This window comes from Priestia sp. YIM B13490 (genome assembly GCF_042787735.1).
Lineage (GTDB): Bacteria > Bacillota > Bacilli > Bacillales > Bacillaceae_H > Priestia > Priestia megaterium.
Map to the genome: position 1 here is coordinate 110,605 of NZ_JBHZOT010000001.1, position 25,872 is coordinate 136,476.

A 25,872-nucleotide genomic window follows, 5' to 3' on the forward strand; every position below is an offset into this window, starting at 1 on the left:
TTTTGTAAGGGGCGGCTTTGCTTATTGATAAGCCTTTGTTCCAGCAGTGCGCAGGCTGTAGGCGTGTTTTAAAGCCACTGTAACAGGACGGAAAGTTGGAAGTTCGACTTCGTCTATTTTCGAAACGGGCAAGAGGCCAACAGACGTGCTCGTAATAAAAACTTCATCAGCGTCTTTTAAAAAGGAAGGAGTCATATTTTGTTCGCGGATTTGAATGGCTTGTTCCTGCGCACATTCCAGCACGTTAGCGCGCGTAATACCAGATAGAATTTTTCTTGTGGCAGGAGTCGTGAACAAGACGTTGTCTTTTATCGCAAATACATTGCTGCTCGACCCTTCGGTTATGTATCCGTCTTTTACTAAAATAGCTTCTTTACATCCTTTAGAAGCCGCAGCTTGTTTGGCCAGAAGGTTAGGAAGTAGGTTCAATGATTTGATATAGCAATTAGCCCATCGTTCGTCTTCCAAAAGAAGCGTGGAAATGCCTTTTTCATAGGCTTCTTCAGGTGTTTGGCGAGGGTGACGTATTGTGAGTGCTAATTGTGCAGCTACATCGGGAAATAAATGATTTCGAGGAGCAATCCCGCGCGTAACTTGAATATAAATATCAGCGTCTTTTAACGTTGATTTTTCCATTGCTTGATGAATGATGTCCTTTAGCTCTTGTCTTGAAACCGGCAGCTCGATAAAGATTGCCTTTGCACTTCTTTCTAAGCGGTCTAAGTGACGTTCAATTGAAAACGGAACTCCTTTGTATACGCGAATAAATTCATAAACACCGTCTCCAAATTGGTGACCGCGTTCATCAATTGGAATAACAGCCTCATTAATATCTCTAAACTCTCCAGCATAATATGCTAATTCCATCTTGAAAAACTCCCTTCCTTCAGATATTAAAACGTTAACATAAAATTCAGCAAAATGAAATTATTTACTTGGTTTCTTCGAAGAAAATGAAAAAAGTCATACTCCTTTAGGAGTATGACTTTTATGAAAACGTACGTTTGAATGCTAGTGAAAATTTCTGAATGGCTTTTTTAGGTGTAACAAACTGAACGATGAGCTTAGTACCTGTGATGAACCAATCGACAATACGGCTGCCGAGAAGCATCGTTACTAAAATGGACAGGGCAATTAAGACGATAATCCCCCATGACGTTGGCTCTAGACTTTTTGAGAAGTCAGTTGTAAAGAACCATTTTAAAATGAAGCCGTGCAATAAATACACGTATAGGGATCGCTGTCCAATGCTTGTTAAAGCAAAACCGCGCGTTGGAATTAAAGCCATAAAGGCAAAAGATACAAGAAAAGCAATTCCATAGTGAGAAACGCGCATTAAAAATTCGGCCACATTGTCGTACGTGTTCGTTCCATACAGCATATCTGTGTAAGCCGTGTCGTCTAAGAAAGAATAGCTTCCGATTAATGTCACTAGTAATACGATGGATGCAATGATTCGATTTCGCGCTGTCAAAAGATTTGTAAAAGGCTCTTGTCGCTGTGACAAATAGTAGCCTAAAAGGAAAAACGGGAAGAAGACAAACATTCGGCTAATGCTTAGAATTTTATCAAATCCGTCAATATCAATGAAGCCCATTGCAAGTCCAAGCGAAATAGAGACAGTTAAGCTAATCCACATCGGGAATTTCGCAAAGAAAGGAAGCATTAATTTCCAAAAAATTAAGCTCAGTAGAAACCACATTGCCCATCTAGGAACCAAATATTGAAGCGTGTACGTTTCATCTGTGTAAAGCACACTATAATATAGGGTATAGATAGTTTGGAAAGCTAAGTAAGGAAGAGCCACCTTTGTAAATATTTTTTTGTAATAGCCTTTTTTATGAAAATTTTTTGAGAAATAACCTGCTAGTAAAATAAAGACAGGCATATGGAAAATAAAGATAAAGTGATAAATGGACAGCATTCCGCTGCTATCTGTTCGGTACGGAGAAATCATGTGTCCAAATACAACCAAAAAAATTAATACAAATTTAGCATTATCAAAGTAAGCATTTCGAGTATTCATAGTATTATTTTTCCTCAACATATGCTGATGTAAACCTCCCACCAACAAGATTTATTTAAATGGCGATTATTGTTAGAATAACCTTTCACTACGGAATTAAAACATGAATTCTTCTTTTTTGCAATTACATAAAGGTTTGAGAAACCTGTCGAATCAATGCTTTTGTTATAAAAACGATGTGTTTTTGTTACAAATGTCTTTTTGAAAAAAGAAAAATATTGATATAACAATATTTATTCGTTACGCTAATAGTGAAATTTGTTTTGCAACTGTAACATGAATTTAATATTTTTTGTCCAGTAAACCACTTATATTGCAGTGTTCGACATCTACATATCACAGAAGAAAGTTGTAGATTTCTTGAAAAAATGATAGAAAAGATACACATACCGCTGGAGGGGGAGTACGATGAAATCCTTTTATCACTATATAATGAAATTCCGATCAAATAAAAAACATGATCGAATGGGAGAGTTTGCGCGAAGTGCTTATGATGATCACAGCTTCCCGAAATCTTCAACAGATTATGACGAACTGAGTTCTTATTTAGAGCTCAACGGACATTATTTATCAAGTATGACCGTATTTGATGAAGCATGGGAGCTTTATCAAAATAATGCGTGAGGAATAAAAAAGCAGGCTGATGGATATCCATCAGCCTGCTTTTTTATTTTCTTTAGTTCATGCAATAAGCAGGGGTAAAAATGATAGAGGGCAATAGATAATAAAGGCTTGGTTCTAAAGATGTTATACTTCCCCTTTTTTAGTTACTGCATATAATATTGTAACTTTTCAGTAGGTGTATGTTTACTAAGGAGGTGCGACGATGGCAGGGAAGAAAAAACCTAAATACGGAATTGGTGAAACAGTCGTTGTAACAATATACGGGACCGTTGGCACTATTACCGATATAAAAGTGATGGATGGGATTTTTGTATACGAAATCAACCATAGTGAAGGTCTTTTTTTAGAAGATACAATTGAGCTTCTAGAAGAATATGAAGGTCAAATATTAGTACAGGAAAGAGTAGAGCTTGAATATAAATTTTTCTTCGGCGATATCGTCCAGGTTTTTAATTATGGAAAAGAGTTATTTAAAATCATTGGTATTCGAACAGAAATATGGCGTTATAAAGAGGATTCATGGGAAGATATTGTCTATGAATTGTCACGTGTAACAGATGGAGAATGGCTTGAGGCTAGTGAAGAAGAACTCATTCTCGTAACTCCTCATGAGGAAACAGAAAATTACGCTCAAAGTGTTGATATGTTGTATTTAGGTAAAGAAATTAAAAAGACGGAGTTGCTACCAAAGATGAAAAAACAAAACGGTTCTGAAAAAGAAGAAGTGAGGTTAACTAAAGAAAAGCATGAGATTATAAACGGTCTTTTAGATGTGTACAATGATTATAAATTTTTGTATGAGCTTTTTGAAGATGAAGAATACGCTGAAGTCATGAACTTAGTGCTGAAACATTTAAAAAAGATAGCAAAATCCGAACAAGGAAAATAGCAGGTAGATGCCTAATAAATAAAAGATAGCCGAGATAGATCATTACATCTCTCTTAGCTATCTTTTATTGTGTATACGGCGATGGTAATGAAAAAAGAATGGGTATAATTACCTTTCTATTTAAACTGCTGAAATTTTAGACATACTATTGCCGAATTGTTCATAAATGTGTATAAGGTAAAACTTCAAGCAGAAGATGGAGTGAACCTATTTTTAAGAAAAATAAGGTACGCTAATCCGTTCAAACGGGATAAGGAGTGATATTGTGAAAGAAATCGAAGTGGTCATTGATACGGAAGAAATTGCGGAGTTCTTTTACAATGAACTAGTCAAGCGAGGCTATGTTCCCGCTGAAGAAGAGCTAGGCGAATTAGCGGATATAACTTTTGATTATCTCATTGATAAATGCATTATTGATGAGCAAGATGAAGAATAAAAAGATAGATACATCTGTAACGACGGGGAAACTCGTCGTTTTGTTTATGAGACAGCGGCTATGAAAAAGGGTTAGCAGCTTTAATAGCAGATTGCACTTTTATATGATGTTGAAGAGGAATTTTTTTAACGGAAGAAGCGGGAATAGACTCAAGGAGAGAAAATATGCTTTCTTCTTCAAACCACTCATCTTTTCTTAAAAAAAGGTGTACGCGGTCTCCCCAGCTCATATTTAACGTCGGGCTATACAGCTTTTTGGAATGAGTTCGATTTTTTGTAAATATATCTGAATTATAATCGCTTCGAGACCCTGTGTGGGGGTGTTTAAGGCTAAATGTATAGATAGAATCATGCAAGTTTGAATAAAAAAGAAGAACGTATAAAGTTTTTCCCACTTCAATCCGTTTTAAGACAGACTCGAAATGATACACTTTTGTGCCACTTAAATCAATGTTATTACCTGAATAATAGGGAAAGACGATTTGAGTCATACCGAGAAAGTTTTGAGTGTGAAACTGCCAAGAGTGAAGAACATCCCGCTGAAACTCTTTTTTAAAGAAAACATTTTTTTCGATATGATACTGTTCGTTCACAATCAGAGCTATTGATAAGAGTGTTTTGTTTCTATGTTGCCAAAAGTCATTCCAAACAGTTTTCATAAAAGAAGATATGTGAAAAGCGGAGAGTAAATGAAACAGATTGCTGTTTTGTTCTTTGCTTTTTTCATAGAGTAACAGCTGAGCGTAAGCATCATGAAAAATGGCGGAATTGGAATGTTCTAAAAACAAGAAGTACGCGTGCTGTTTTTCTGGAGAAAGCAGGGATTTTATTAAGGTAGTGGAGAGATCTGTCATGTAATAGCCGCCGTTCCGTGAAACCAAGTGTGCTAAAAAAGCCCAGTGAATTTCGGGATGTTTTTGATAATAGTCTAAATAAGCTTGGGTACGTGTAACATTGTTTTGATTAGCTTTTTTTACTTTTTTTCGAATCTCTTTAATCAATTTTACGTCTTCTCCGATAAAAGACAGCGGGAGGGTAGCAGGAGGTTTGAGCTGCATCATCTGCTGCAGGCGAAGAACATCCTCCAATCTAATGAGGGGATTTGTGTTAGTAGAAGTCATGTTAAGCCTCCTTTGAAACGTTTAACTATATAAAAAAAGGGTAAGGGACTTTTTGAAACCTTTATAACATTTCGTACGTATAAAGGGTAACAAATGTTAAGAAAAGAGGTTTTCTTTATGTTCAGAAAAATTTTTGAATCATTAACTGGATCTAAACATCGACGCTACAGCAGCAGCGATCGACACTATCGACGTCCTCGTCACTACAGCAGCAGTGATCATCATTACAGACGTCCTCGTCACCATAGCAGCAGTAGCGATTATAAGCGAAGCAAATATTATGACAGCCACAGTCATTCAAAATATGGACACCACCACTATAAGCGTAAGCGTAAAAGCGGAAGTTTCTTCTCAAGCTTTTTCTCAAGTTGATTTATGATGAAAAATCGAATGTTCAAATATCTTCATCGCTGGCTAGTTGACCTCCCTTTTAAAAAAGGAAAAGTCATTTGCGGGCGCTATGAAATCATAGATGTACTGGGAATGGGAAGCTATGGTATAACATATGTTGCTAACGACATTGTGCAACAAAAAAAGGTAGTCGTAAAGCAGCTCCGTAAAACGAAGCAGTGCACGTCCCAGGGGCTGAAGTCTTATCATTATGAAGCAAAATTGCTGTCTCAATTAAATCACCCTCAAATTCCTTCACTGTATGAAGCTATCGAAACAGCTGAAGGCTATTTCTTAGTGATGGAGTTGATTCAAGGGAAAACGTTTGAAGATTTAATTTTTGAAGAGAAGTGCGTGTATACGGAAGAACAAGCGCTTAACATTTTACTTAATATTCTAGACGTAGTTTCTGCTATTCATGAGCAAGGAATCGTTCACCGTGATCTTCGTATTCCAAATATTATTGATGTTAACGGAACCATCTATGTTATTGACTTTGGTCTTGCTAGATTTTTAGGAGACCATGAAGAAACAAGCACCCTTATAGAAGAACAGCAGTTTATGAGACAAACATCTGCTGCAAGCGATATCTATGCACTTGGTCATTTTCTTTTATTTTTATTATACTCTGGTTATGAGCCGACGGAAAAACAAGAAAGAAGCTGGGAACAAGAGTTACATTTATCGGCGCCTATTAAGACAATCATTCAAAAAATGCTGAGAGCAGATGAATCGTATGAAAGCATTAAAAGTTTACAAAAAGATATTTATGACTATATAAATAGTAAGAACTCAGGGAGGGGAAAGTATGGCGCTATTTAATAAAGCGTTAGCCCGCATTGGAATTGGTGCAGCGCGAGTGGACGCTAAGCTTGTCAATGATGAATTTCGTGCTGGTGAAAAGATTGAAGGAATTGTTGAAGTGTACGGAGGCAATGTTGAGCAGAAAATTGACAGCATCTATCTGCGTCTATTCACAACTTATGTAAAAGAAAGAGACGATAAAAAATACAAGCAGGATATTGAGCTTAATACGTTTAAGATTAACGACCCGTTCACGATTCAACCATCTGAAACGAAGTCTATTCCTTTTACCTTTCAGCTGCCTGATGATACGCCTGTTACATTAGGGAGAACCCGGGTTTGGGTGGCGACGAGTCTTGATATTAAAGACGCCGTTGATCCGTCAGATATTGATCATGTAAAAGTGCTTCCTAACCTTATGGTAACAAGCACAATTGAAGCTATGGAACAGCTTGGCTTTCGCTTGCGCCAAGTCGAGTGCGAAGAAGCCCCTCGCCGGATGAGAAAAAGACTTCCTTTTGTTCAAGAATTTGAATTTGTTCCAAGTGGTGGAGTGTACGCTGGGAAAGTAGATGAAATTGAAATCATCGTACAGCCGAGCGGCTTACATGACTACGATTTATTTATAGAAGTAGATCGACGTGCCAGAGGGTTTGGCGGCTTTCTATCTGAAATGCTGGATGCAGATGAGTCGCTCGTTCATGTTCATGTTTCTGAAAAAGAAATTCCTCAGTTAAAAAATATATTAACCAGTATTATTTCACGCTATAGCTAACGTGCATAGCTCTCCTTTATTTTTCGTATATTAAAGACAGTAAAAAGAAAGGAGAGAGGTATATGCCGCAATCAAAGCAAACGAAAAAAATAAATGCAAAAGAGGAGTTTTCGGCTGAATTTGTCGTTCATCAAGCTCCTAAGCCAGAAGACTATATTCAGCCAAAACGTATGAATAAGTAAAGCATGTAGAACACTACATGCTTTTTCTTTTAATAGGTTGGAGGAAATAAAAAATGGTAAACCGCACTACAAAATATTCTCTATTTATTGTATCGCTTTTAGCTTTCTTTTTACTGATTTTATTTACATTTAATACACCTTGGGTGAAACAGCTTGACTTTAATGTGCTTCATACCATTGAAGGATGGAGGACGGACACGTTAACACCCATCATCATATTTATAACAACCGTAGGATCTTGGTATGTTACTGCGCCAATATGGTTTGCAATTATAGTATTTCTTCTTTATAAACGAAAAGGGTTGCTCGTTTTATATATCACGCTCGTTTTTTGGGGAGTTCGCGCTTTAAATTGGGGATTGAAGGAGATTTTTGCAAGACCAAGACCTGATTGGAGTCAAGTCGTTCCCGCCTCTCACTATAGTTTTCCGAGCGGACATGCCATGAACTCAATGGCGTTTTACAGCGGAGTACTTTTGTTAATATGGATGTATACAAGAAGCAGGGCTATCAAAACGGCAGCTGCATGCGTAATTGCTATTGTTATTTTATTAATTGGATTTAGCCGTTTGTATTTAGGCGTACACTTTTTAACGGATATACTAGCAGGATATTGTTTAGGACTTGCTTGGTCCTTAGGGGTCTACCTCCTTTCTAAGCGCCTATATAACCAAAAATAGGAGCAATGGTTACATTTTTTTCGTTAATATTTCATTTTGTTTAAGTAGGCCTATTGATTCATCCATTCAAAAACAACTAATGATAAAATGGGAAACAAATATTTTATGTACATGTTTAATAAGAAAAAACTAGTAATTTCGACAAAAAACGTTTTGATTCGATAAAGGATTTTCGGATTTTATCACTAATTATATAAGAATACATGACGTAAAAGAGTAAATACTTGCTTTTGGGTGGAGGGAAGAATGTTGAGTGTGTGGACCACAATAAAAAAACAATTTAATATTAGCACAGAATATGATGTAACCATTATGCAAACAGAAGAAAAAGGCGAAAAGCGCGGATATAAGCCTGTCCATCGTCTAACGATTACAGCATTCGATCATCAAGACGCAGCAACACAAGTATTTCAGATGTTTAATATTGCTGATAATTTGCCAAAAGATTGTGATGCGAGGTTTATCAGCACAGGCGATATTTTGTTAATTGATGAAGGTACTCGAGGAAAGTATTACTACAAGCTATGGACAGACGGCTGGCAAAAAGTGAACCGCCTGCACGTACGCTAAACATAAGGTGAAAGCGACCTATCTGGCCGCTTTTTATTTATATGTTGACCCTTAGTAATCACGAGTATGATGGCCAGGGCCATTTTTTCGGTTTGTTGCTGAATATTCATCTCCATGGGCTTCATGTTCTGCTATAATTGCTTCTTTTGGAATATGATTATTCTTTTTAGGCGAATTAATTCGATTGCGATGTTTTTTTCCCATACATATCACCTCAGCTAACGTTAGTAAATCCCTTGCGCTATTAGCGTACCCTTATATAAAAAGACATACTACGCCATTTTTTGGGCCGTATGTCTTTTTATTTTTGACGCATAATGTTAGAAGTAAATAGACAAGCAAGGGATACAATATGGTATAGTGAAAGCGTAAGATTTTTTACATATAGGAGGTACGAAATGAGCGTACATATTGGGGCAAAACAAGGTGATATTGCAGAAACGATTTTACTTCCAGGTGATCCACTTCGTGCAAAATACATTGCAGAAACGTTTTTAGAAGATGTAACTTGCTATAACGAAGTGCGCGGTATGCTTGGATTCACAGGAACATATAAAGGAAAGCGCGTTTCTGTTCAAGGAACAGGAATGGGTGTACCATCAATTGCTATTTATGTAAATGAACTAATGAATGAATATGGTGTTCAAAACCTAATTCGGGTTGGTACATGCGGAGCAATTCAAAAAGATGTAAAAGTACGGGACGTTATTTTAGCCATGTCTTCGTCAAGTGATTCACAAATGAACCGCGTTAAATTTGGTCCTATCGACTATGCACCGACAGCTAACTTTGATTTATTAAAGCGCGCTTACGATGCAGGTGTTGAAAAAGGCCTTCAGTTAAAAGTAGGAAGTGTATTTACATCTGATCAATTTTACAATGAAGACGGCCAGCTAGAAAAATTGGCAGCTCACGGCGTATTGGCAGTTGAAATGGAAACAACGGCTTTGTATACGCTAGCTGCTAAATACGGCCGTAATGCTTTATCGGTTTTAACAGTAAGTGATCACATTTTCACTGGTGAAGAAACGACGTCAGAAGAGCGTCAAACGACGTTTAACGATATGATTGTTGTTGCGCTTGAAGCAGCAATTAATGAATGAACATAAAGTCGTTTATTTGCTGAATGGCAGCGAAAAGCTGCGGCGTAACAAATAAAAAGACGAGAAGCAATCAGGCTTCTCGTCTTTTTATTTGTGAAAATTAATTGTTTCCAAACGGGAAATTGTATGGTACGATTTGATACGTTAAAAACGGCTTTGATTTTCGTGGAAGTCGAAAATCGTATAAAAAATTCATAAGAGGTGATAAACCATCATGATGGCAAGTATTAAACAGCAGTGGTTTTCAAACGTTCGAGCAGATATTTTGTCTGGGATGACAGTTGCTCTTGCGCTTATTCCAGAGGCCCTTGCTTTTTCCATTATCGCCGGTGTCGATCCCATGGTTGGCCTGTATGCATCTTTTTGTATGGCAATTGTGATTGCTTTTACAGGCGGAAGACCAGCTATGATTTCAGCTGCAACAGGAGCAATGTCTTTATTAATGATTAATTTAGTCAAAGATCACGGCATTGAGTATTTATTTGCAGCTACTGTTTTAACCGGAATTATTCAAATTTTACTTGGTGTTTTGAAAGTAGGAAGGTTTTTATCATTTCTTCCTCAAACAGTTATGATTGGATTTGTAAATGCGCTAGGTATTTTAATTTTCACAGCACAGCTTCCGCATTTTCAAGGAGCAAATTGGATGATGTACGCAATGGTAGCCGGAACGCTGCTCATCGTCTATTTGTTTCCGCTCATGACCAAAGCAATACCATCTCCGCTTGTTGCCATTGTCTTGATGACGATTGTAGCGATTGTCTTTCATTTAGATTTAAAAACGGTAGGAGATATGGGGAATATTACGCGTTCGCTGCCGGTTCTTCACTTTCCAAAGGTTGATTTATCAGTGGAGACACTGCTTATCATTTTACCTTATTCGCTTCCTTTAGCGATTGTAGGCCTACTTGAATCTATGCTAACGGCAACGGTACTGGACGAAATTACAGATACGCCTTCGAATAAAAATAAGGAAGCGCGCGGTCAAGGCATCGCTAATATTGTAACAGGTTTCTTCGGAGGAATGGCTGGCTGTGCCATGATTGGACAATCTATGATTAATGTAAAATCAGGGGGACGTGGAAGGTTATCTACCTTAGTCGCCGGAGTCTTTTTATTGTTCTTAATTATGGTGCTTGGCGATGTTGTTAAACAAATTCCAATGGCTGCTCTTGTAGGCGTTATGTTTATGGTAGCTGCTGGTACATTTGATTGGCAGTCCCTTAAAGACTTAACGAAATATCCGCTATCGGATGCTATTGTAATGGTTGTTACGGTGGTTATCGTATTGTTTACACATAACTTAGCATTAGGAGTAATGGTAGGTATTGTTTTAAGCACCATTGTATTTGGCTGGAAGATGGCTAAAATCAAAACAACTTCACAAACAGAAGGCAATATGAAGCAATACAGGGTTTCAGGGCAATTATTTTTTGCCACGATCAGCTTCTTCATGGATGAATTTCAGTATGAAACAGACCCGGATACCATCATTATTGATTTTAGTTCTTCTCATATATGGGATCAATCGGCCGTGATCGGCATCTCAAAAATTATCGATAAGTACGAGCGATTGAATAAAAAGGTTATTGTAAAAGGACTAAATGAAGATAGTAAAAAAATCGTAAGGCAAATTGGCATAACGTCGCTGTCGAACAAATAAAAGGTGTGCAGTAGCACACCTTTTATTTGTTTCGTTTTAGTAGCTGTATGAGCCAGGTGGAAAAAGAAGTTGTAGATGGAGGTACGGATGTCTGTTTTAACAAAATAGCATAGGCTTTGCGCCGATATTGGTAATCAAGCATGCATATCTACTCCTTTTAAAACAGGATTTGGAAGCGTTTTCTTTATTGTAGCATGCTTAATAGGGAGATAAAAGAAAAAAGAGAGACCATCGTCTCTCTTTAATCATTTCCAAACATATAGCGTTTGTGATGCCATGAGATTCCAAACATCAGACCCATTGCAAACATGTTCCCCATCAGTGAACTACCTCCATATGAAATAAAAGGAAGTGGAATTCCGGTAATAGGCAAGACTTGAATGGTCATACCGATATTTTGAAATACGTGGAACGTAAGCATTGAAATAACGCCTACACATAAGTAAGAATTGAATTCATTTTTTGTTTCAAGGCCTAGCTTGATCAAGTAATAAACGAGTACGAAGAAAAGACTAATAACAATGCTGGCGCCGATAAAGCCAAACTCTTCTCCAATAACTGCAAAAATAAAGTCGGTCTGTCCCTCTGGCAAATAGACAACTCCATTTCCGATTCCTTTACCGTTTACCATTCCTGATCCAATTGCATCTAACGATTTCTTTAAATGATAGCCCTCTCCCGAACTATATGACTCAGGATCAAGCCAAGAATAGATACGTCCAAATTGGTATTGCTTAACCCCTAGATACTTTTCTAATAGGTTAGGTGCATAAACAACAAGTCCCAAAATGACAGAACCAACCGCTGTAATACCTAAAAATGCAGGCGCGATGATTTTCCAGCTTACGCCTGAAACAAATACAAGTCCAACCGTGATTGCTAAGAACACAAGGGCGGTACCTAAGTCAGGCTGCTGCATGATTAATAATAAAGGTAAAGCAAGTACAGCACCCAGTTTACCAAGCAGTAAAAAGTCTTCTCTTACTGTCCGAATACGATATTTTTCATTGTGTTTCACAATGACCGTACTCAGTGTGATAATCAAAAACACTTTCATAAACTCTGATGGCTGTAACGAAAAGCCGGGAAGTGTGAACCAACTTTTTGCCCCGTTAATTTCTCTGGCAATGCTTGACGGAGCCACTAGTAAAAGAAGCAATAAAAAGTTCCCAAATCCATAAAAAACCCACGTTAGCTTTTGAAGCTGATCGGAGTCAAAACGCATGACAAACCCTATAATCACCATTCCGATTATATAAAAAACAACTTGTTGCGCTACGAAGTTCTTATCATACTGCCCAATTTTTTCAGCACTATGGATTGCCACAACGCTTACGCAAAACAATAGGAAGATTAGGAAAGCCAAGTTCCAGTCAAATCTACTAACATTTCTTTGATTTTCACCCATATTATTCACCTGTCACTATTAAATCTCATTCTTTCTTTATGATAAAAGAAAAATGCTGGTTTTTAATGCAAAGTCGATTAATGAAGAGTCGCACTAACCCCACTTTGCAGTTTTTGCTTTGAATATAGACTTGCTAAAAGTAAGAAAAGATATGTCGCAAGCTGCGTTACCATACAGCCTTTTATTATACATGAATTATTCTATAACATAAATAGGAGAAATGATAACAATTTCTTTTTTCTAAAAACTCTATTTGTAGGGATTTATTCAATTCATCTTCTTTATCTCCTTAAAGGTTAATATGAAAACATATTATAGGAATTTATCTTTTTTTGCACGTGAAAAGATAAAGAAACGTGTATATATATAACGAAAGAAAGGGCAAATAGTTTCATATGAACAACTGAAAAATTCTAAACTGCGAGGACTAAATCTAGTAAGCTATACATATGAATAATAGTAAAGATAAGAGAAAGTGTTCTACACTATCTTTTTCTACATGCAGACATTCAACTTCTTAGCACTCCCACAAGTAAACAGTTGAGACAAGAATATAGTTATATTCGACTTTCTTGCTGATGAACGAACGTATGGAAGGTATATGGATAGATTACCGAATCAGACACATAGGATATGAGGAAAATAATAGATAGAGATTAATAGAATCATAATGTAGAGAGGTGTGTTTATGATTATAGGGGCAAGTGTGACAGCATTTTTATTATTATGGTGGACAATTTTTTATAGCGGGCGCTACTATCATTATGTTTCAGAGCCTGTTGGCAAAAGAATTTCCCTTCACGTAGGAATACATGTCACCTTAGTGGTTGGAGTGAATGCATGTCTCTGGCTTGAGCAGCCGCTGCTTTTTTCTAGCATTTTAGCAGGGTGTGCAGGACTAGGAGCCGGATGGTTTGTAGGGATTCCTTTTTCGGTGAAAAGTATTTTAAGTGGAATAATGGGGGGGATAGGAACCGGTGTTAGTTTTTATATCTCTATGAGCATGTGGATGGATCAATTTAACTGGCTATCTTTTTTATTGATAGGAACGAGCGTTATTTTTGGCGGAAGCTCGTTATTTCAAGTGTTAAAATCGATTCCGTCATTTGAAAAGGTACTGGTAAAAATGTGGATTCAACATCCTTTTCTGATAGCTCCTATTTTGATTACCGTATTTTGGCTGTATAATTTTATTGAAAAATATTTTCCGCAAGCAGATCCAACACGCAAGTAGTTTCCGTGTTGGATTTATTATTTCCTCTGATAAGACTCCCCTTTAAGTTTACCAAGTTTAACATCGTTCAATTAGTTTATAGAAGGTAAAAGTAGACATTCACCTATCTTCATTATGATGCATATTGTAACGTAGCAAGCATTATAAAGGGGGAGTGCGTATGTATCCATATCAATACGATCCACGTTTTCAAAATTTGTTTCCACCTGGAGGAGGTCAAGGGTTTCCATCGTTTCCACCTGGAGGAGGAGGCCAAGGGTTTCCACCACAGCCACCTGGAGGAGGAGGCCAAGGGTTTCCACCACAGCCACCTGGAGGAGGAGGTCAAGGATTTCCACCACAGCCACCTGGAGGAGGGGGCCAAGGGTTTCCGCCGCAGGGAGGAGCGCAGCCGCCTTCAAGTCCGCCGCCAGCTTTTACACCTGCACCAAAGCTAGGTTCAGGAGGTCCATCACTTTATGCTGTTGATCCAGGCGCTATTTCAGGGTGCTTATACCGATACACCTATATATGGCCGAGAAATGGTCGACCTTACTGGTTTTATCCAACCTTTGTAGGCAGACGCTCAGTTGCAGGATATCGCTGGACAGGATCTTTCTGGGTGTATGCTGGGGTAGATGTAAATCAAATTCGAGAATTTCAATGTGTATAAAACTCCGCTTGTGGAGTTTTTTTTGTGCGAAAAGGTTGACGCATAAAAAATGGCGTTATATAATAAATCTCGAATTAAAGATAATTTGTTTAGTAATATCTTGAATTAATGATAATAGACACTTTTTAGGAGATGACATTTATGGCAAATGTATTATATGTAAAAGTAAATCCGCAGGTTGATGAAGCATCATTTTCAACTCGTTTAGCACAGGTTTTCTTAGATGAGTATAAAACAGCAAACCCGACTGATACAGTGACAACGCTTGATTTGTATAAAGAAACAGTTCCATTCATTGATGGAGATGTTTTAGCGGCATGGGGAAAAGCTGGAGCTGGTGAAGAATTATCAGCTGTTGAATTAGAAAAAGTAACGCGTATGGGTGAATTAGTAGAGCAGTTTTTACAAGCTGACAAAGTTATTTTCTCAGCTCCAATGTGGAACTTAAGCTTCCCTCCACTAATGAAAGCATATATTGATAACATTTTAATTGCAGGAAAAACGTTTAAATATACTGAAAATGGTCCAGTAGGATTAGCTTCAGATAAAAAAGTAGTATTACTAGAAGCTCGCGGAGGCGTGTATTCAGAAGGCCCTGCGGCAGAGCTAGAATTTACTCAAAGCTATTTACGTACAGTGATGGGCTTCATTGGGGTTCAAGATTTCCAACTGGTTGTTGCAGAAGGCATGGCTTACACACCAGCAGAAGCAGACAATATTCTAGCAAAAGCATCTGAAAGAGCAAAAGAAGTTGCATCAACGTTCTAATGTCAAAAGCCCTTTAAAAGGGCTTTTTTTTAGGTTTAAAATTCAATACCCCTCCTTCGGAAAATATGCAAAGGGTTACATAAAATGCAGCGTAGAGAACGCACTTCTTATAAAAACGCTTATACATTTTTATTTACAAGACAAAAAAAGCATGGTTAAATAATGACCATGTTAACGTAACATCGGGATAGGGGAAGTTTTTCTGCAGAATCATTGGGGTATGCTACAAGTACAATCTAAAAAAGGGTGATTGAGATGTTTAAAAAATTATTTGGTAATAAGACAAAATCAAAAGAAACAACCGTTCTAGCTCCGCTTTCAGGTAATATCCTGCCAATCAGCGAAGTGCCAGATCCAGTGTTCGCACAGAAGATGATGGGAGACGGTTTTGCAATCGAACCTTCAGAAGGACAAGTTGTTTCACCTGTTGCTGGGGAAGTCGTTCAGCTTTTCCATACAAAACACGCGGTAGGCTTAAAAACAGAAGCCGGTACGGAAGTATTAATACATATCGGCCTTGAAACAGTGGCAATGGAAGGCGAAGGATTCGAAGCTCACGTGGCACAAGGTGACAAAGTAAGTGTAGGAACACCTCTTATCACATTTGATTTAGCGCTTATTCAAGAAAAAGCGAAAAGCATTATCACACCAATCGTTATTACAAACAGTGATGCAAGTGAAAGTTTCGAAATTTTGGCTCAAGGGACGGTTCAAAAAGGCGAAACGGCTTGTGCAAAAGTAACGATGAAGTAATTAGCAAAGCCTTTTCCTTTAAGAAAGGAGAGCGCATTTGAAGATTTTAAAAGTGTTAAATAACAACGCCGTTGTCTTTAAAGAAGGCGGAGTTGAAAAAATTGCGATGGGTCCCGGTATTGCTTTTCAAAAAGGTAAAAATGATCTTATTAATGCTGCAAAAGTGGAGAAAGTCTTTGTCATGAAAGAAGAGCAGGAGAAGTTTCAAGAACTATTAAAAAACCTTCCTGAAGAGCATATTCAAGTGGCGGAAGAAATCATTTCTTATGCTGAGCAGCAGCTTTCTGCTACATTAAGTCATCATGTGCATATTGCTTTGAGCGATCATTTATCCTTTGCTGTCGAAAGGATAGCCCGCGGAATTTCCATACAAAATAAATTGCTTAATGAAATTAAATCTCTCTATCAGCCTGAGTATGCAATAGGAGTATGGGCTCTTCAGCATATCAAAAAGAGACTAGATATCACGATGCCGATTGACGAAGCGGGATATATTGCGCTTCATATTCATACGGCGAAACTGAATTCACCGGGCATGCAGCAGCTCATGATGAATACAACGATTATTAATGAAATGGTTACGATTATAAAAAAAGAGCTGAATATGGAGATTGATGAAAACAGCATGTCCTATCAGCGGCTGCTGACTCACTTGCGCTTTGCGTTAAACCGTTTAGCGCAAAATGAACCTTTTCATGAGATGGATGAAGAGATGCTTGACGTATTAAAAGTCAAATATAAAAAATCGTATCAGTGTGCTGAAACGATCAAGCGATTTGTCAAAGATGAGTACGAAATTAATTTTCCAGAAGCGGAGCTAGGATATATCACGCTTCACATTTGCCGAATAGAGCAAAGAATATAGAAAAAAACATTGACGAATATTGTTGCTTTGAGTACAATGAAAGCGTATTAATTGAATAATCGGGATTGTGACTGGTAAAGCAGGCAAGACCTAGAATGCGCATGAAGGACAAGTATGTCTTTTATAAGCGTATTTTAGGTCTTGCTTTTTTTATGACATACAACAAGGAGGAAGTAAGATGGACGTAAAAGAAATTGCTAAAAAGCTTGTTCCGCTTTTAGGAGGAAAAGAAAATATTGCTAGTGCGCAGCACTGTGCTACGCGTTTGCGCCTCGTTATTCGAGATGAAAGCAAAATCGATCAAAAAGGTTTAGATGAAATAGAAGATGTAAAAGGGGCTTTTTCAAATTCAGGACAGTTTCAAATCATTTTTGGAACCGGTCTCGTTAATAAAATCCACGCTGCTTTTGTGAAAGAATTAGGTGCTGACGAGGCTGCTGCCCCAGCGGATCATCAAGAAGAAATGAAAAAGAAAATGAACCCATTTGCCCGTTTTGCCCGCATGCTTTCCAATATTTTTGTTCCGATTATTCCAGCCATTGTAGCCAGTGGTTTACTAATGGGGCTGCTCGGGATGATGAAAGCGTTCCACTGGGTCTCAGAAGATAGCGCGTTATTTGTGTTATTGGATATGTTCTCAGGCGCAGCATTTATCATTTTACCGATTTTAATCGGGTTTTCAGCTGCAAAAGAATTTGGTTCAAATCCTTATCTAGGAGCGGTTATCGGGGGGATCTTAACGCATCCGATGTTATTAAATCCGTGGACATTAGCAGATGCTAAGCCAGAATATATGGATTTGTTTGGCTTAAGTATTCCGCTGATTGGCTATCAAGGTACGGTCGTTCCGATTTTATTGGCTATCTACGTCATGAGCAAAATTGAAAAGGGACTCCGGAAAATTGTGCCGAATTCGGTTGATTTACTTGTTACGCCTTTTTTAACGGTTATTATCACAGGCTTTGTGTCACTTGTGTTTATTGGCCCTTTCGGTCGCTATATTGGAGATTTAATTTCGATCAGCCTTCAGTCTCTATACGATGTAGCCGGAGTGTTTGCAGGAATTTTGTTTGGTGGCTTGTACTCAACTATTGTATTAACAGGTTTGCAGCATAGTTTTCATGCTATTGAAGCAGGACTGCTTGCTAATCCGAAGATTGGCGTTAACTTCTTACTTCCTATTTGGGCCTGCGCGAATGTGGCGCAAGGAGGAGCAGGGCTGGCTGTTTACTTTAAGACGAAAAATGCCAAAACGAAAAAAATTGCGATTCCAGCGGCTATTTCTTCCTTCTTAGGAATTACAGAACCGATTATTTTCGGCGTCAACTTAAGACTTCGCAAGCCGTTTATTGCTGCGGCTATAGGCGGAGCAGCCGGGGGCGGCTACGTGGTACTTATGCACGTAGTAGCCAATGCCTACGGACTTACAGGTATTCCAATGATGGCCATTGCTGCGCCGCTTGGTATGAGCAATTTAATTCACTATATAATCGGTATGATTATTTCTGTAGGTGTAGCATTCGGCGTTACTTGGTTCATGAAACTAAAAGAAGACTGAGAAGCAGCAGTAAGCATACGAGAATAAATAATGGTATTAGATTTGCTCATCATATTTTATGGTGAGCAAATTTTGTGTCGTAAATATGAAACTTTTTAAAAAGTAATACGTAGAACAGTCAAAGAGATAAGTTGATGTTGTGTAACAGGAACGTAAATGCTACACTACATATATTGGATTGTACTATTATAGTCAGAAAGAGAGCTGGCACATGGAATTTTATCACGATCTTTTTCTATATGCGCCGTATTTATCTGCTTTCGTTTTATACATCCTTTGTTATTATATGCTTCGTGAAGCTAGGTTTACGGCTTTTCATGCGGAACCTGTCACCGACCATGTGAATGCAGGGATTGATCCTTCAGTATTAACAATATGGAAAAGACGAAATGTATTTATACATGTGTATAGAAAAACACCAGTTAAAGAGAAGAATAATGATGAAGAAGATCCTTTCCTTCTGAAAAACACTTCATACATTTAGTCATTATTAGGAGGAAAGAATATGAAAAGAAATAAAAAATTATTATTGCTTGGTTTAATGGGAGCGCTTCTTTTAGCTCTAGCCGGCTGTAGCAGTACAAAAACACCGGTCACGGCTACAAGCGGCGGATTCTGGGATCATTATTTTGTTTACCCTTTATCTATGGCATTAACGAAAATTGCTGAGTGGGCAGGCGGAAGCTATGGTCTGTCTATTATTATTGCGACGTTTATTATTCGTTTAGTTCTATTACCGCTTATTTTAAAACAGCAAAAGAGCACGATGGCTATGCAAGCACTTCGTCCAGAGATGGAAAAGATTCAAAAGAAATATGCTGGTAAAAAAGATCCTGAAACACAGCAAAAGCAGCAAAAAGAAATGATGCAGCTTTACCAAACGCATAAAATTAATCCGGTTGGCGGATGTTTGCCAATCTTTATTCAAATGCCTATTATTATCGCATTTTATAATGCCATTGCACGAACGCATGAAATTGCACAGCATTCATTCTTATGGGTAAGTTTAGGAAAGCCAGATCCTTACTTCATTTTACCGGTAGTTGCAGCGATTACGACATTCTTACAAATTCGTGTAAGTATGACGGATGAAATTCAACCTCCAATGAAAATGATGATGAACATTATGCCAATCTTCATCTTAGTAGCGGGAATTTCACTTCCATCTGCTCTTGCATTATATTGGGTAATTGGTAACTTATTCGGAATTGGACAAGGTTACTACTTGAAAAAACGTATGAGCTTATTAAAAGAAAAAGATGCGGGTAATAATACAGCACAAGCTAAAACAAAACCATCACCAAAATCTAAGTCAAAATCATAATATACAAAAAGCGCAGCTATTCGCTGCGCTTTTTTATTTTTTCAAAAATGTGATGAGATGAGGAGATTTGTGTAACGCTATAAAAAAAGACAGGAGTGAACATGGTGAAAAAAATAGCGTTATGTCTGCTTTTTCTTATGTTGTTCCCTATGCAAATAAATGCTGCCAATACAGTGAAAGTCAGTTTTATACGGCAAGGAAACCTATGGGTATATGATAACGGTACCGAAAGGCAGTTATCCTATGCCCGTCATGCCTCTATGCCTCAATGGTCATCACATGGAGATATGGTTGCTTATGCAGAAAATGATTCTTTAATGATTGCACCGTTAAAAGGAAAACCGCTACTTGTTGAACATGATGTGACTCATTATCAATGGTCACCGGTTGCTGAGGAACTTGCGTATATTTCGAATGGAATCTTAGTATATTACAACGTTAAAACGCATGAAAAGAAGCGTGTAGCCGTAGGGGTTGATCAGTTTTCATGGTTTCCAGAAGGAGATCGATTTTTAATTACGTCAGCTGCTGCGCTGGCGCCGACGGGATGGGGGCCGGTAAAGCTATATACAGTGAGCAAATATGCAGGGTTAGATGTAAAAAAAGTGGAGGCTTTTACGACGCTCCCGGCAGAAAATGATTCGTTTTTTGCGTATACAACAAGCAGCTTCAAATGGTCTCCTAACGGTCAATGGATTAGTTTTATCGCTATTCCAACGGCTTCGATGTCTGCAGATGCAAATAAGCTGTGCATCATTACAAAAGAAGGGAAAGCTTTTCAAGTAGTGGGAGATATGCTTAATGTACCTAATTGGTTTAAGTGGAGTAATGAAGAACAAGTACTGGCATTTATTAATGGGGAAGGAAGGTTTGCCACTGAAAATAAAAAGTTCACTTTAAAAGAGATGCCGGTTTTTAAAGAACATGTGTTTACTCCAAAAGGCTTCGCAGATTGGGATTTTACTTGGACAGAAAAAGATAACATTATCATTTCACGTGTGCCCGAAGCAGGGTGGTCGAATGATGAAAAAAAGAGGCCACTGCCTTTTTTGTATAGCATGGACGTAAAGACCAATAAGCAAAGTCAGTTCACATTTCCACAAAAAGGCTTAGGAGATTATGCGCCTGTTTATCATAAAGCAGCGAATCAAACGATGTGGATTCGTACAAATCGAAAACAAGCAAATCTTTTAACACGCGTAAAAGATACGAAAAATGATAAGATACTTATTTCAGGCTTAGACCTGCCGGGAAATTATTATGAGCTGTATCGGTGGAATGAAGTATTTAGCGTGTACAACCCTTAATAGCTAATTAAAACATAAGAAACTAAGGTGAAAAAATGAATATACGATTGTTGGTAAAAGAAGACGCTGACATGTACTTTGAACTCCGTCTTCGTGCTTTAAAAGATCATCCCGAAAGTTTTATTTTAAGTTATGAAGAAGAATATGAAAAAGAAATTGCTGACATCCGAAATTATTTTCCAAGCAGCCAATCAGAATTTGTAGTAGGAGCTTTTATGGAAAAACAGCTTGTGGGGATCGTAGGGTTTCAGCAGCAAAAGCCTTTAAAAGTTCAGCATAAGGGAGATATTTGGGGGATGTACGTAGCCCCTGAAGCAAGGGGGAAGGGTCTTGGAAAGAAGCTGTTAAAAACCGCTGTTGAACAAGCTTTTTCAAAAACAAATGTTTTGCAAATCTACCTGGCCGTCGCTGCTAAAAATGAAGGAGCAAAAGCCCTATACAAAAGCCTCGGTTTTACTTCTTATGCGTATGAAAAAAGAGCTCTTCAAGTAGATGGTGAATTTATCGATGAAGAGCATATGGTATTGTCTATAAAAAGCCTTTGATCATATCAAAGGCTTTTTTGTGCGGAAAAATTTAGCTGAAGCGTATAGAGATGGAAGCACATTCCCCATAAATATGCTATGATTTAACATATAGGATTATGGAGAGGCGAGGCAGCAGATGGAAAAACTGATTGAATTAAAAAATGTTGCAAAAGTATACAAAAAACATACCGTATTAGAAAACATTCACACGACCCTTTATAAAGGAGAGACTGTGGCGATTGTTGGAAAAAACGGTGCGGGAAAAAGTACGTTTTTAAAGCTAATTGGCGGCTTATCTAAACCGACTAAAGGGACAGTTCACCTTCATAAAGAAACCGGTACGCCTGGATTTGTGGTGGAACAATTTCCTCAGGAGCTGCGTTTTACGCTAGCAGGTTATTTGCAGCACATGGGACGAATTCAAGGATTGTCTAAGAAAAAGCGCAGCTCTAGAATTGAAGAGCTGCTCGAAACTTTCGAAATGGTAGAGTTTAGACATGAAGAAATCATTTCTTTTTCAAAAGGAATGAAGCAAAAAGTCAACATGATGCAAGCGCTGCTGAGTTCTTCTAAGCTGCTATTGCTTGATGAACCTCTATCAGGATTAGATGCTCGTGCTCAGCTAGAAGTAGAACGAATTTTTACAAAGCTCAAAGAACGAGGGATGACCATTGTATTTACGTGTCATGAAGAAAGGCTCATTCATGCTGTAGCTGATCGTGTTATCACCATTGGCTCACAGCGCATTTTAAAAAATGAGCGCGTTCAACTCATTGAGCATTTAACGGTTATTGAGGCAAATGTCATTCTCAATAAGCCGCTTCGCTTATTAAAAGAAAAGTGCACGAAAATTGAACAGCATGGAAACTACTGGATTTTTTATATAGATAAAAAATATGTAAACGAGTTTCTTGCAGAATTGCTTGCTGTTCAAGCTGAAGTTGTAAAGCTATATCATATGGAAAGGGAAGAAATTTAAGATGGGTGCATTGATTCGCTATCATTTTATTACATACATTAAATCGTATCGATATATTCCGCCGCTTGCACTTTATATTATTTCGTTGTGTATGAACTATACATATAGACCGAACCCGGTGCTTGATAGCTTTTTTAATACGGCACTTTTCCTCTTTTTTCTAACCACTTGGTTTACGATGTCGCTGTTTCACGCGGAAGATTCCAGTCAAGAAGTTATTACAAAACTTCACGTAGGGAAAAAGAACAAGTACTTTATGAGCAAGCTTATTAGCTGTATGCTGCTGTTTACATTTTTATCAGCGGTTTCCATTGCTTATCCTGTGCTCCTTGATATGTTTGAAGTGGACATATCCACTAAGCAAATGGTGTTTGGGTTTATTATTCACTGGACGTTTAGTTTGCTTGGCATGAGCATAGGCCTTGTTTTCACAAGAGATGTTGTAAGAGAAGGCAGCTTATCGTGGTTTGGACCTCTATTTATTTTAATCGTTACGCTTGCAGCGGCAGGCGTTTCATTTCCGTATCAAGGAGGGGGACTGCTGCTGTATGTTTTGCCGCCCGTATCTGCAATCATTCAATTTATTAACGAAGGATTAAATAAATTTTTGGTGTTTGGCTGGGCTTTGCTTTATGCCATAGCATTAATTAGCCTGTACTTGTGGAGAGCGAATAGAAGAGATGTATAAAGAATAAACACTTGCCGCGGCAAGTGTTTATTCTTTATGAAGCACGTTATAAAGGCGATCCGGGTAATTAGTAAACATGCCGGTTACGCCCCACTCGATAAGCATTCTCATTTGCTTTTCATCATTTACGGTATAAGGATGAACGTCTAAATCATATGAGCGAGCTTTTTGTACATATGGTTTTGTCAGCGTGTTTGCGTTCGGACCGATGCCGTCCGCGTACGTTTTGATTTGTCTGAACTGCTGATCTGTTAACATATTGGTTTGCTTAGAACGAATCAGTTGAATTAGTTTCATAGTAGGTCGGTATCGATGGACGGTTTTTAAGCTTTCAGGACTAAATGATTGTACAATGACGTGATTGGTATGAATGTTGTACTTAGCCATCAGCGTCAGCAATTCCTTTTCCATACCTGGATATTCATGAGGAGATTTTGTTTCAATATAATAGTTTGTTCGATTGCCAAACGTACGGAATATTTCTTCTAAAGTTGGAATGACGGCTTTTTTATTACCTTTTCCTGCGTTCAAACGCTGAAGCTGCTTCACTGTATACTGTTTTACATATCCTGTTCCATTTGTCGTTCGGTCAACTTTGTAGTCATGAATTGCTACCAGCTGCTGATCTTTAGACATATGAAGATCAAGTTCAATGTAATCCGCTTTTTGCTGAACGGCTGCGAGATAAGATTGCATCGTATGCTCTGGCTCATAACCTGATGCGCCTCGATGAGCAATAATGGCTACTTTTTCTGCTTGAGTAGAAGCTGCCTGCGTATGTATAAACATAAAAATACCGCATAAACAAAGAGTGAGTGAGCTTACAAACCACCATTTTCGTCTCATATCAAAACTCCTTTTTATTGAGGGGTCGTGCATTAGTTTACTAGTGAGATGTTGTGTTCATATTAAGGCTGTGTAAATATTTAAATAAAACGAACGAGTATGTAATTAAAAGTAATAAACGCCGATGTTTAGTGAGAAACATCGGCTGTTTTTTCCGGGCGAAGGCTTGTATAAATAACGAGCCTGCGCTCATGAGTTTTCTGTTTATGATCAAACGTTCCCGTACAGGTGATTAAATTAAGCTGGTGTTGAAAAGTTGGACCGAAAATCTCTCTGATAGGAGCGGAATCTCGGGGATAAGAAGCTTTATTGGTAACAACAAAGGTCAGCTGATCCCCTTGCTGATCGGTTACAAAAATTTCATCTCCTTTTGTGAGCTTGTCGAGATGATAGAAGATAGCGGGTCCTTTTTGATCATCAACATGTCCTGCAATGACCGCATTTCCTTCCTCTCCAGGTCTTGCTCCGAGCTTAAACCAAGCTACATCATGACCATTATCAGGAACGCTCATTTCACCTTGGTTAGTAAGGCCCATTCCTTTTATAAAAGCCTTGATATGAAGTTTCGGAATAATAAGCTGAGATGGAAGAGGCGTAGAAGCATTTCCTGAAGATTTCAAGGATTGAGCTGATTTTGTTTCAGCCATCTTCACAACAAAATCCGTCGAGCTGTTTGCAATTGCTGATTGGGCAAACCAGCTGCTCATGAATAGTATAAAAGAAAAGGTGAAAACCCCTCCTATCCATTTCATTCGCTTTCGTATCCTCTGTGACGACGAACAACAAATATAGCGACCGCTCCAATTCCTAATAAAGTAAGAACTGGCACAATTGAATTATAATTATCCTGTGAAGCACCGCCCATACCTGTTTTTGGCATTTCGGAAGGCATAGCCGTATTATCTTTTAATAAAAGCGTTTCAAGACTGTCGGCTTTGTTAATAGCGAGCACTGTGTAAACCGTGTTGGCTTCTAAATTAAGGTTTGGGATGTCCAGTACTTTTTTATTGTCTTGACTAGTTGTAATGGTCAAATCATAGGTTCCGGCATCTACTTCAGAATAGTTTGTCATTTGTTTAAAAGCAGTGTCTTTAAACAAAGTAGGGCCGTGATTAATACCTACATCAACAGCAGGAGCGTCTGGAGAAAAGTGAGCAATTCGGATTTTACTCTTTCCTTTAGCTACGTTCATATCATCTTGAGCTACTTTTAATTCCAAGTGTGCAACTTGGTTAATAGCAGCAAGGGTATAGGCTTTGTTTGCTTCTACGGTTACATTAGTGGAAATGACAGGTTTTTCTTTTCCTTTTGTACCTATGGCATATACCTCTACTTTATGAGAACCCGCAGGTACCTTAAGATAATCTGTCACATCTTTAAACGATGCGCCGACTACGATGCTTTGATTGTCCACATATATATCTACTTCAGGTGCATCAGGTGACGCATGCACAACTCGTATCATTGCCTCCTGCACAGCTGCAGAAGTGAAATTATCTGAAAAAGCTAGCAATAAAACTGCGAGTAAAGAAGCAGCAATAATCTTTACACGGTTCATAACGTTTTACTCTCCTTTTAATCTAAGTTTGTCCTGTTAGTCCCGTATGAAAAGTGGTGGGCATGCATTCACTTTTGAACGTACTCGGGCATTTATTCACTTGTTATCATCTACAATTTTATCCAATATATGCATAATTTATT

Annotated in this window: 29 protein-coding genes; 21 read left to right on the forward strand and 8 right to left on the reverse strand. The window is 38.1% G+C overall.

Annotation, left to right across the window (positions count from 1 at the left end; all coding sequences use genetic code 11):
• Window positions 1–21: 21 nt before the first annotated feature.
• Both dat and ACFX4R_RS00530 read right to left on the reverse strand, forming a co-directional pair.
• The gene (gene dat / locus ACFX4R_RS00525; RefSeq protein ID WP_165575861.1) at window positions 22–867 is read right to left on the reverse strand and encodes a D-amino-acid transaminase; all 846 of its coding nucleotides are present in this window, start codon (window positions 865–867) and stop codon (window positions 22–24) included.
• 121 nt (window positions 868–988) lie between these two features.
• Window positions 989–2,026, reverse strand: a complete 1,038-nt coding sequence (locus tag ACFX4R_RS00530; protein WP_013058723.1) for an acyltransferase family protein — start codon at window positions 2,024–2,026, stop codon at window positions 989–991.
• Window positions 2,027–2,434: 408 nt separating this feature from the next.
• Between ACFX4R_RS00530 and ACFX4R_RS00535 the strand changes: the two genes are divergently transcribed.
• The 3 genes from ACFX4R_RS00535 to ACFX4R_RS00545 all read left to right on the forward strand — a co-directional run bounded on the left by ACFX4R_RS00535 (window position 2,435) and on the right by ACFX4R_RS00545 (window position 3,975).
• Window positions 2,435–2,650, forward strand: a complete 216-nt coding sequence (locus ACFX4R_RS00535) for a YozE family protein (RefSeq protein WP_013058722.1) — start codon at window positions 2,435–2,437, stop codon at window positions 2,648–2,650.
• 202 nt (window positions 2,651–2,852) lie between these two features.
• Window positions 2,853–3,539: a hypothetical protein gene (locus tag ACFX4R_RS00540; RefSeq protein ID WP_013058721.1), complete on the forward strand. Its 687-nt coding sequence runs from the start codon at window positions 2,853–2,855 to the stop codon at window positions 3,537–3,539.
• A 265-nt stretch (window positions 3,540–3,804) separates the two neighbouring features.
• Window positions 3,805–3,975, forward strand: coding sequence for a YozD family protein (locus tag ACFX4R_RS00545; RefSeq protein WP_013058720.1), 171 nt, complete (start codon window positions 3,805–3,807; stop codon window positions 3,973–3,975).
• Between the two features lie 58 nt (window positions 3,976–4,033).
• Here the strand turns inward: ACFX4R_RS00545 and ACFX4R_RS00550 are convergent, their stop codons facing one another.
• On the reverse strand, window positions 4,034–5,095 hold the full coding sequence (locus ACFX4R_RS00550; protein WP_043976621.1) for a DUF2515 family protein: 1,062 nt from the start codon (window positions 5,093–5,095) through the stop codon (window positions 4,034–4,036).
• A 117-nt stretch (window positions 5,096–5,212) separates the two neighbouring features.
• Here ACFX4R_RS00550 and ACFX4R_RS00555 point away from each other — a divergent pair, with 117 nt between their 5' ends.
• From ACFX4R_RS00555 to ACFX4R_RS00575, 5 genes are all read left to right on the forward strand, one after another.
• On the forward strand, window positions 5,213–5,467 hold the full coding sequence (locus ACFX4R_RS00555; RefSeq protein ID WP_114324454.1) for a hypothetical protein: 255 nt from the start codon (window positions 5,213–5,215) through the stop codon (window positions 5,465–5,467).
• Between the two features lie 3 nt (window positions 5,468–5,470).
• Window positions 5,471–6,307 carry a serine/threonine protein kinase gene (locus tag ACFX4R_RS00560; RefSeq protein WP_043976623.1) on the forward strand — a complete coding sequence of 279 codons (837 nt, stop codon included), beginning with the start codon at window positions 5,471–5,473 and terminating at the stop codon, window positions 6,305–6,307.
• Window positions 6,294–7,064, forward strand: coding sequence for a sporulation protein (locus ACFX4R_RS00565; protein WP_043976625.1), 771 nt, complete (start codon window positions 6,294–6,296; stop codon window positions 7,062–7,064). The genes ACFX4R_RS00560 and ACFX4R_RS00565 overlap by 14 nt, the downstream gene beginning before the upstream one ends.
• 235 nt (window positions 7,065–7,299) lie before the next feature.
• Window positions 7,300–7,926, forward strand: coding sequence for a phosphatase PAP2 family protein (locus ACFX4R_RS00570; RefSeq protein WP_025750197.1), 627 nt, complete (start codon window positions 7,300–7,302; stop codon window positions 7,924–7,926).
• Window positions 7,927–8,172: 246 nt separating this feature from the next.
• Window positions 8,173–8,496: a hypothetical protein gene (locus ACFX4R_RS00575; protein ID WP_013058713.1), complete on the forward strand. Its 324-nt coding sequence runs from the start codon at window positions 8,173–8,175 to the stop codon at window positions 8,494–8,496.
• A 51-nt stretch (window positions 8,497–8,547) separates the two neighbouring features.
• On the opposite strand, the gene ACFX4R_RS00580 is transcribed toward ACFX4R_RS00575, so the two are convergent.
• On the reverse strand, window positions 8,548–8,700 hold the full coding sequence (locus ACFX4R_RS00580; protein ID WP_013058712.1) for a hypothetical protein: 153 nt from the start codon (window positions 8,698–8,700) through the stop codon (window positions 8,548–8,550).
• 194 nt (window positions 8,701–8,894) lie between these two features.
• On the opposite strand from ACFX4R_RS00580, the gene deoD reads away from it, so the two are divergent.
• Together deoD and ACFX4R_RS00590 are read left to right on the forward strand one after the other, a co-directional pair.
• Window positions 8,895–9,599, forward strand: a complete 705-nt coding sequence (gene deoD / locus ACFX4R_RS00585; RefSeq protein WP_013058711.1) for a purine-nucleoside phosphorylase — start codon at window positions 8,895–8,897, stop codon at window positions 9,597–9,599.
• A gap of 214 nt (window positions 9,600–9,813) precedes the next feature.
• Window positions 9,814–11,262, forward strand: coding sequence for a SulP family inorganic anion transporter (locus tag ACFX4R_RS00590; RefSeq protein WP_028410908.1), 1,449 nt, complete (start codon window positions 9,814–9,816; stop codon window positions 11,260–11,262).
• Between the two features lie 241 nt (window positions 11,263–11,503).
• Here the strand turns inward: ACFX4R_RS00590 and ACFX4R_RS00595 are convergent, their stop codons facing one another.
• A complete protein-coding gene (locus tag ACFX4R_RS00595) occupies window positions 11,504–12,670 on the reverse strand; it encodes an FtsW/RodA/SpoVE family cell cycle protein (protein ID WP_014458560.1) in 1,167 nt (388 codons plus the stop codon).
• A gap of 688 nt (window positions 12,671–13,358) precedes the next feature.
• Here ACFX4R_RS00595 and ACFX4R_RS00600 point away from each other — a divergent pair.
• The 11 genes from ACFX4R_RS00600 (at window position 13,359) to ACFX4R_RS00650 (ending at window position 23,325) form a co-directional block, all read left to right on the forward strand.
• Window positions 13,359–13,904, forward strand: coding sequence for a hypothetical protein (locus ACFX4R_RS00600; RefSeq protein WP_230184519.1), 546 nt, complete (start codon window positions 13,359–13,361; stop codon window positions 13,902–13,904).
• A gap of 160 nt (window positions 13,905–14,064) precedes the next feature.
• Window positions 14,065–14,556, forward strand: a complete 492-nt coding sequence (locus ACFX4R_RS00605) for a transporter (protein WP_162214876.1) — start codon at window positions 14,065–14,067, stop codon at window positions 14,554–14,556.
• 141 nt (window positions 14,557–14,697) lie between these two features.
• On the forward strand, window positions 14,698–15,324 hold the full coding sequence (locus tag ACFX4R_RS00610) for an FMN-dependent NADH-azoreductase (protein WP_043976635.1): 627 nt from the start codon (window positions 14,698–14,700) through the stop codon (window positions 15,322–15,324).
• 255 nt (window positions 15,325–15,579) lie between these two features.
• Window positions 15,580–16,077 carry a PTS sugar transporter subunit IIA gene (locus tag ACFX4R_RS00615; protein ID WP_013084668.1) on the forward strand — a complete coding sequence of 166 codons (498 nt, stop codon included), beginning with the start codon at window positions 15,580–15,582 and terminating at the stop codon, window positions 16,075–16,077.
• 37 nt (window positions 16,078–16,114) lie between these two features.
• Entirely contained in the window at window positions 16,115–16,942 is an 828-nt protein-coding gene (locus ACFX4R_RS00620) for a PRD domain-containing protein (RefSeq protein ID WP_043976636.1), read from the forward strand.
• Between the two features lie 178 nt (window positions 16,943–17,120).
• Entirely contained in the window at window positions 17,121–18,500 is a 1,380-nt protein-coding gene (locus tag ACFX4R_RS00625) for a sucrose-specific PTS transporter subunit IIBC (protein WP_116514644.1), read from the forward strand.
• A 505-nt stretch (window positions 18,501–19,005) separates the two neighbouring features.
• Window positions 19,006–19,824: a membrane protein insertase YidC gene (gene yidC, locus ACFX4R_RS00630; protein WP_043976640.1), complete on the forward strand. Its 819-nt coding sequence runs from the start codon at window positions 19,006–19,008 to the stop codon at window positions 19,822–19,824.
• A 101-nt stretch (window positions 19,825–19,925) separates the two neighbouring features.
• On the forward strand, window positions 19,926–21,131 hold the full coding sequence (locus ACFX4R_RS00635) for a TolB family protein (RefSeq protein ID WP_043976642.1): 1,206 nt from the start codon (window positions 19,926–19,928) through the stop codon (window positions 21,129–21,131).
• Between the two features lie 35 nt (window positions 21,132–21,166).
• The gene (locus tag ACFX4R_RS00640) at window positions 21,167–21,676 is read left to right on the forward strand and encodes a GNAT family N-acetyltransferase (protein ID WP_016765298.1); all 510 of its coding nucleotides are present in this window, start codon (window positions 21,167–21,169) and stop codon (window positions 21,674–21,676) included.
• 118 nt (window positions 21,677–21,794) lie between these two features.
• The gene (locus ACFX4R_RS00645) at window positions 21,795–22,637 is read left to right on the forward strand and encodes an ATP-binding cassette domain-containing protein (RefSeq protein ID WP_043976644.1); all 843 of its coding nucleotides are present in this window, start codon (window positions 21,795–21,797) and stop codon (window positions 22,635–22,637) included.
• Between the two features lies 1 nt (window position 22,638).
• Window positions 22,639–23,325, forward strand: a complete 687-nt coding sequence (locus ACFX4R_RS00650; protein WP_043976646.1) for a hypothetical protein — start codon at window positions 22,639–22,641, stop codon at window positions 23,323–23,325.
• A 27-nt stretch (window positions 23,326–23,352) separates the two neighbouring features.
• On the opposite strand, the gene ACFX4R_RS00655 is transcribed toward ACFX4R_RS00650, so the two are convergent.
• From ACFX4R_RS00655 to ACFX4R_RS00665, 3 genes are all read right to left on the reverse strand, one after another.
• Entirely contained in the window at window positions 23,353–24,171 is an 819-nt protein-coding gene (locus ACFX4R_RS00655; protein WP_162214873.1) for a glycerophosphodiester phosphodiesterase family protein, read from the reverse strand.
• Between the two features lie 128 nt (window positions 24,172–24,299).
• Window positions 24,300–24,923 (reverse strand): class F sortase, encoded by a 624-nt coding sequence (locus ACFX4R_RS00660; RefSeq protein ID WP_162214872.1) that lies wholly within the window; start codon window positions 24,921–24,923, stop codon window positions 24,300–24,302.
• Window positions 24,920–25,729, reverse strand: a complete 810-nt coding sequence (locus ACFX4R_RS00665; RefSeq protein ID WP_043976651.1) for a DUF4397 domain-containing protein — start codon at window positions 25,727–25,729, stop codon at window positions 24,920–24,922. Before ACFX4R_RS00665 ends, ACFX4R_RS00660 begins: the two co-directional genes overlap by 4 nt.
• Between the last annotated feature and the right edge of the window lie 143 nt (window positions 25,730–25,872).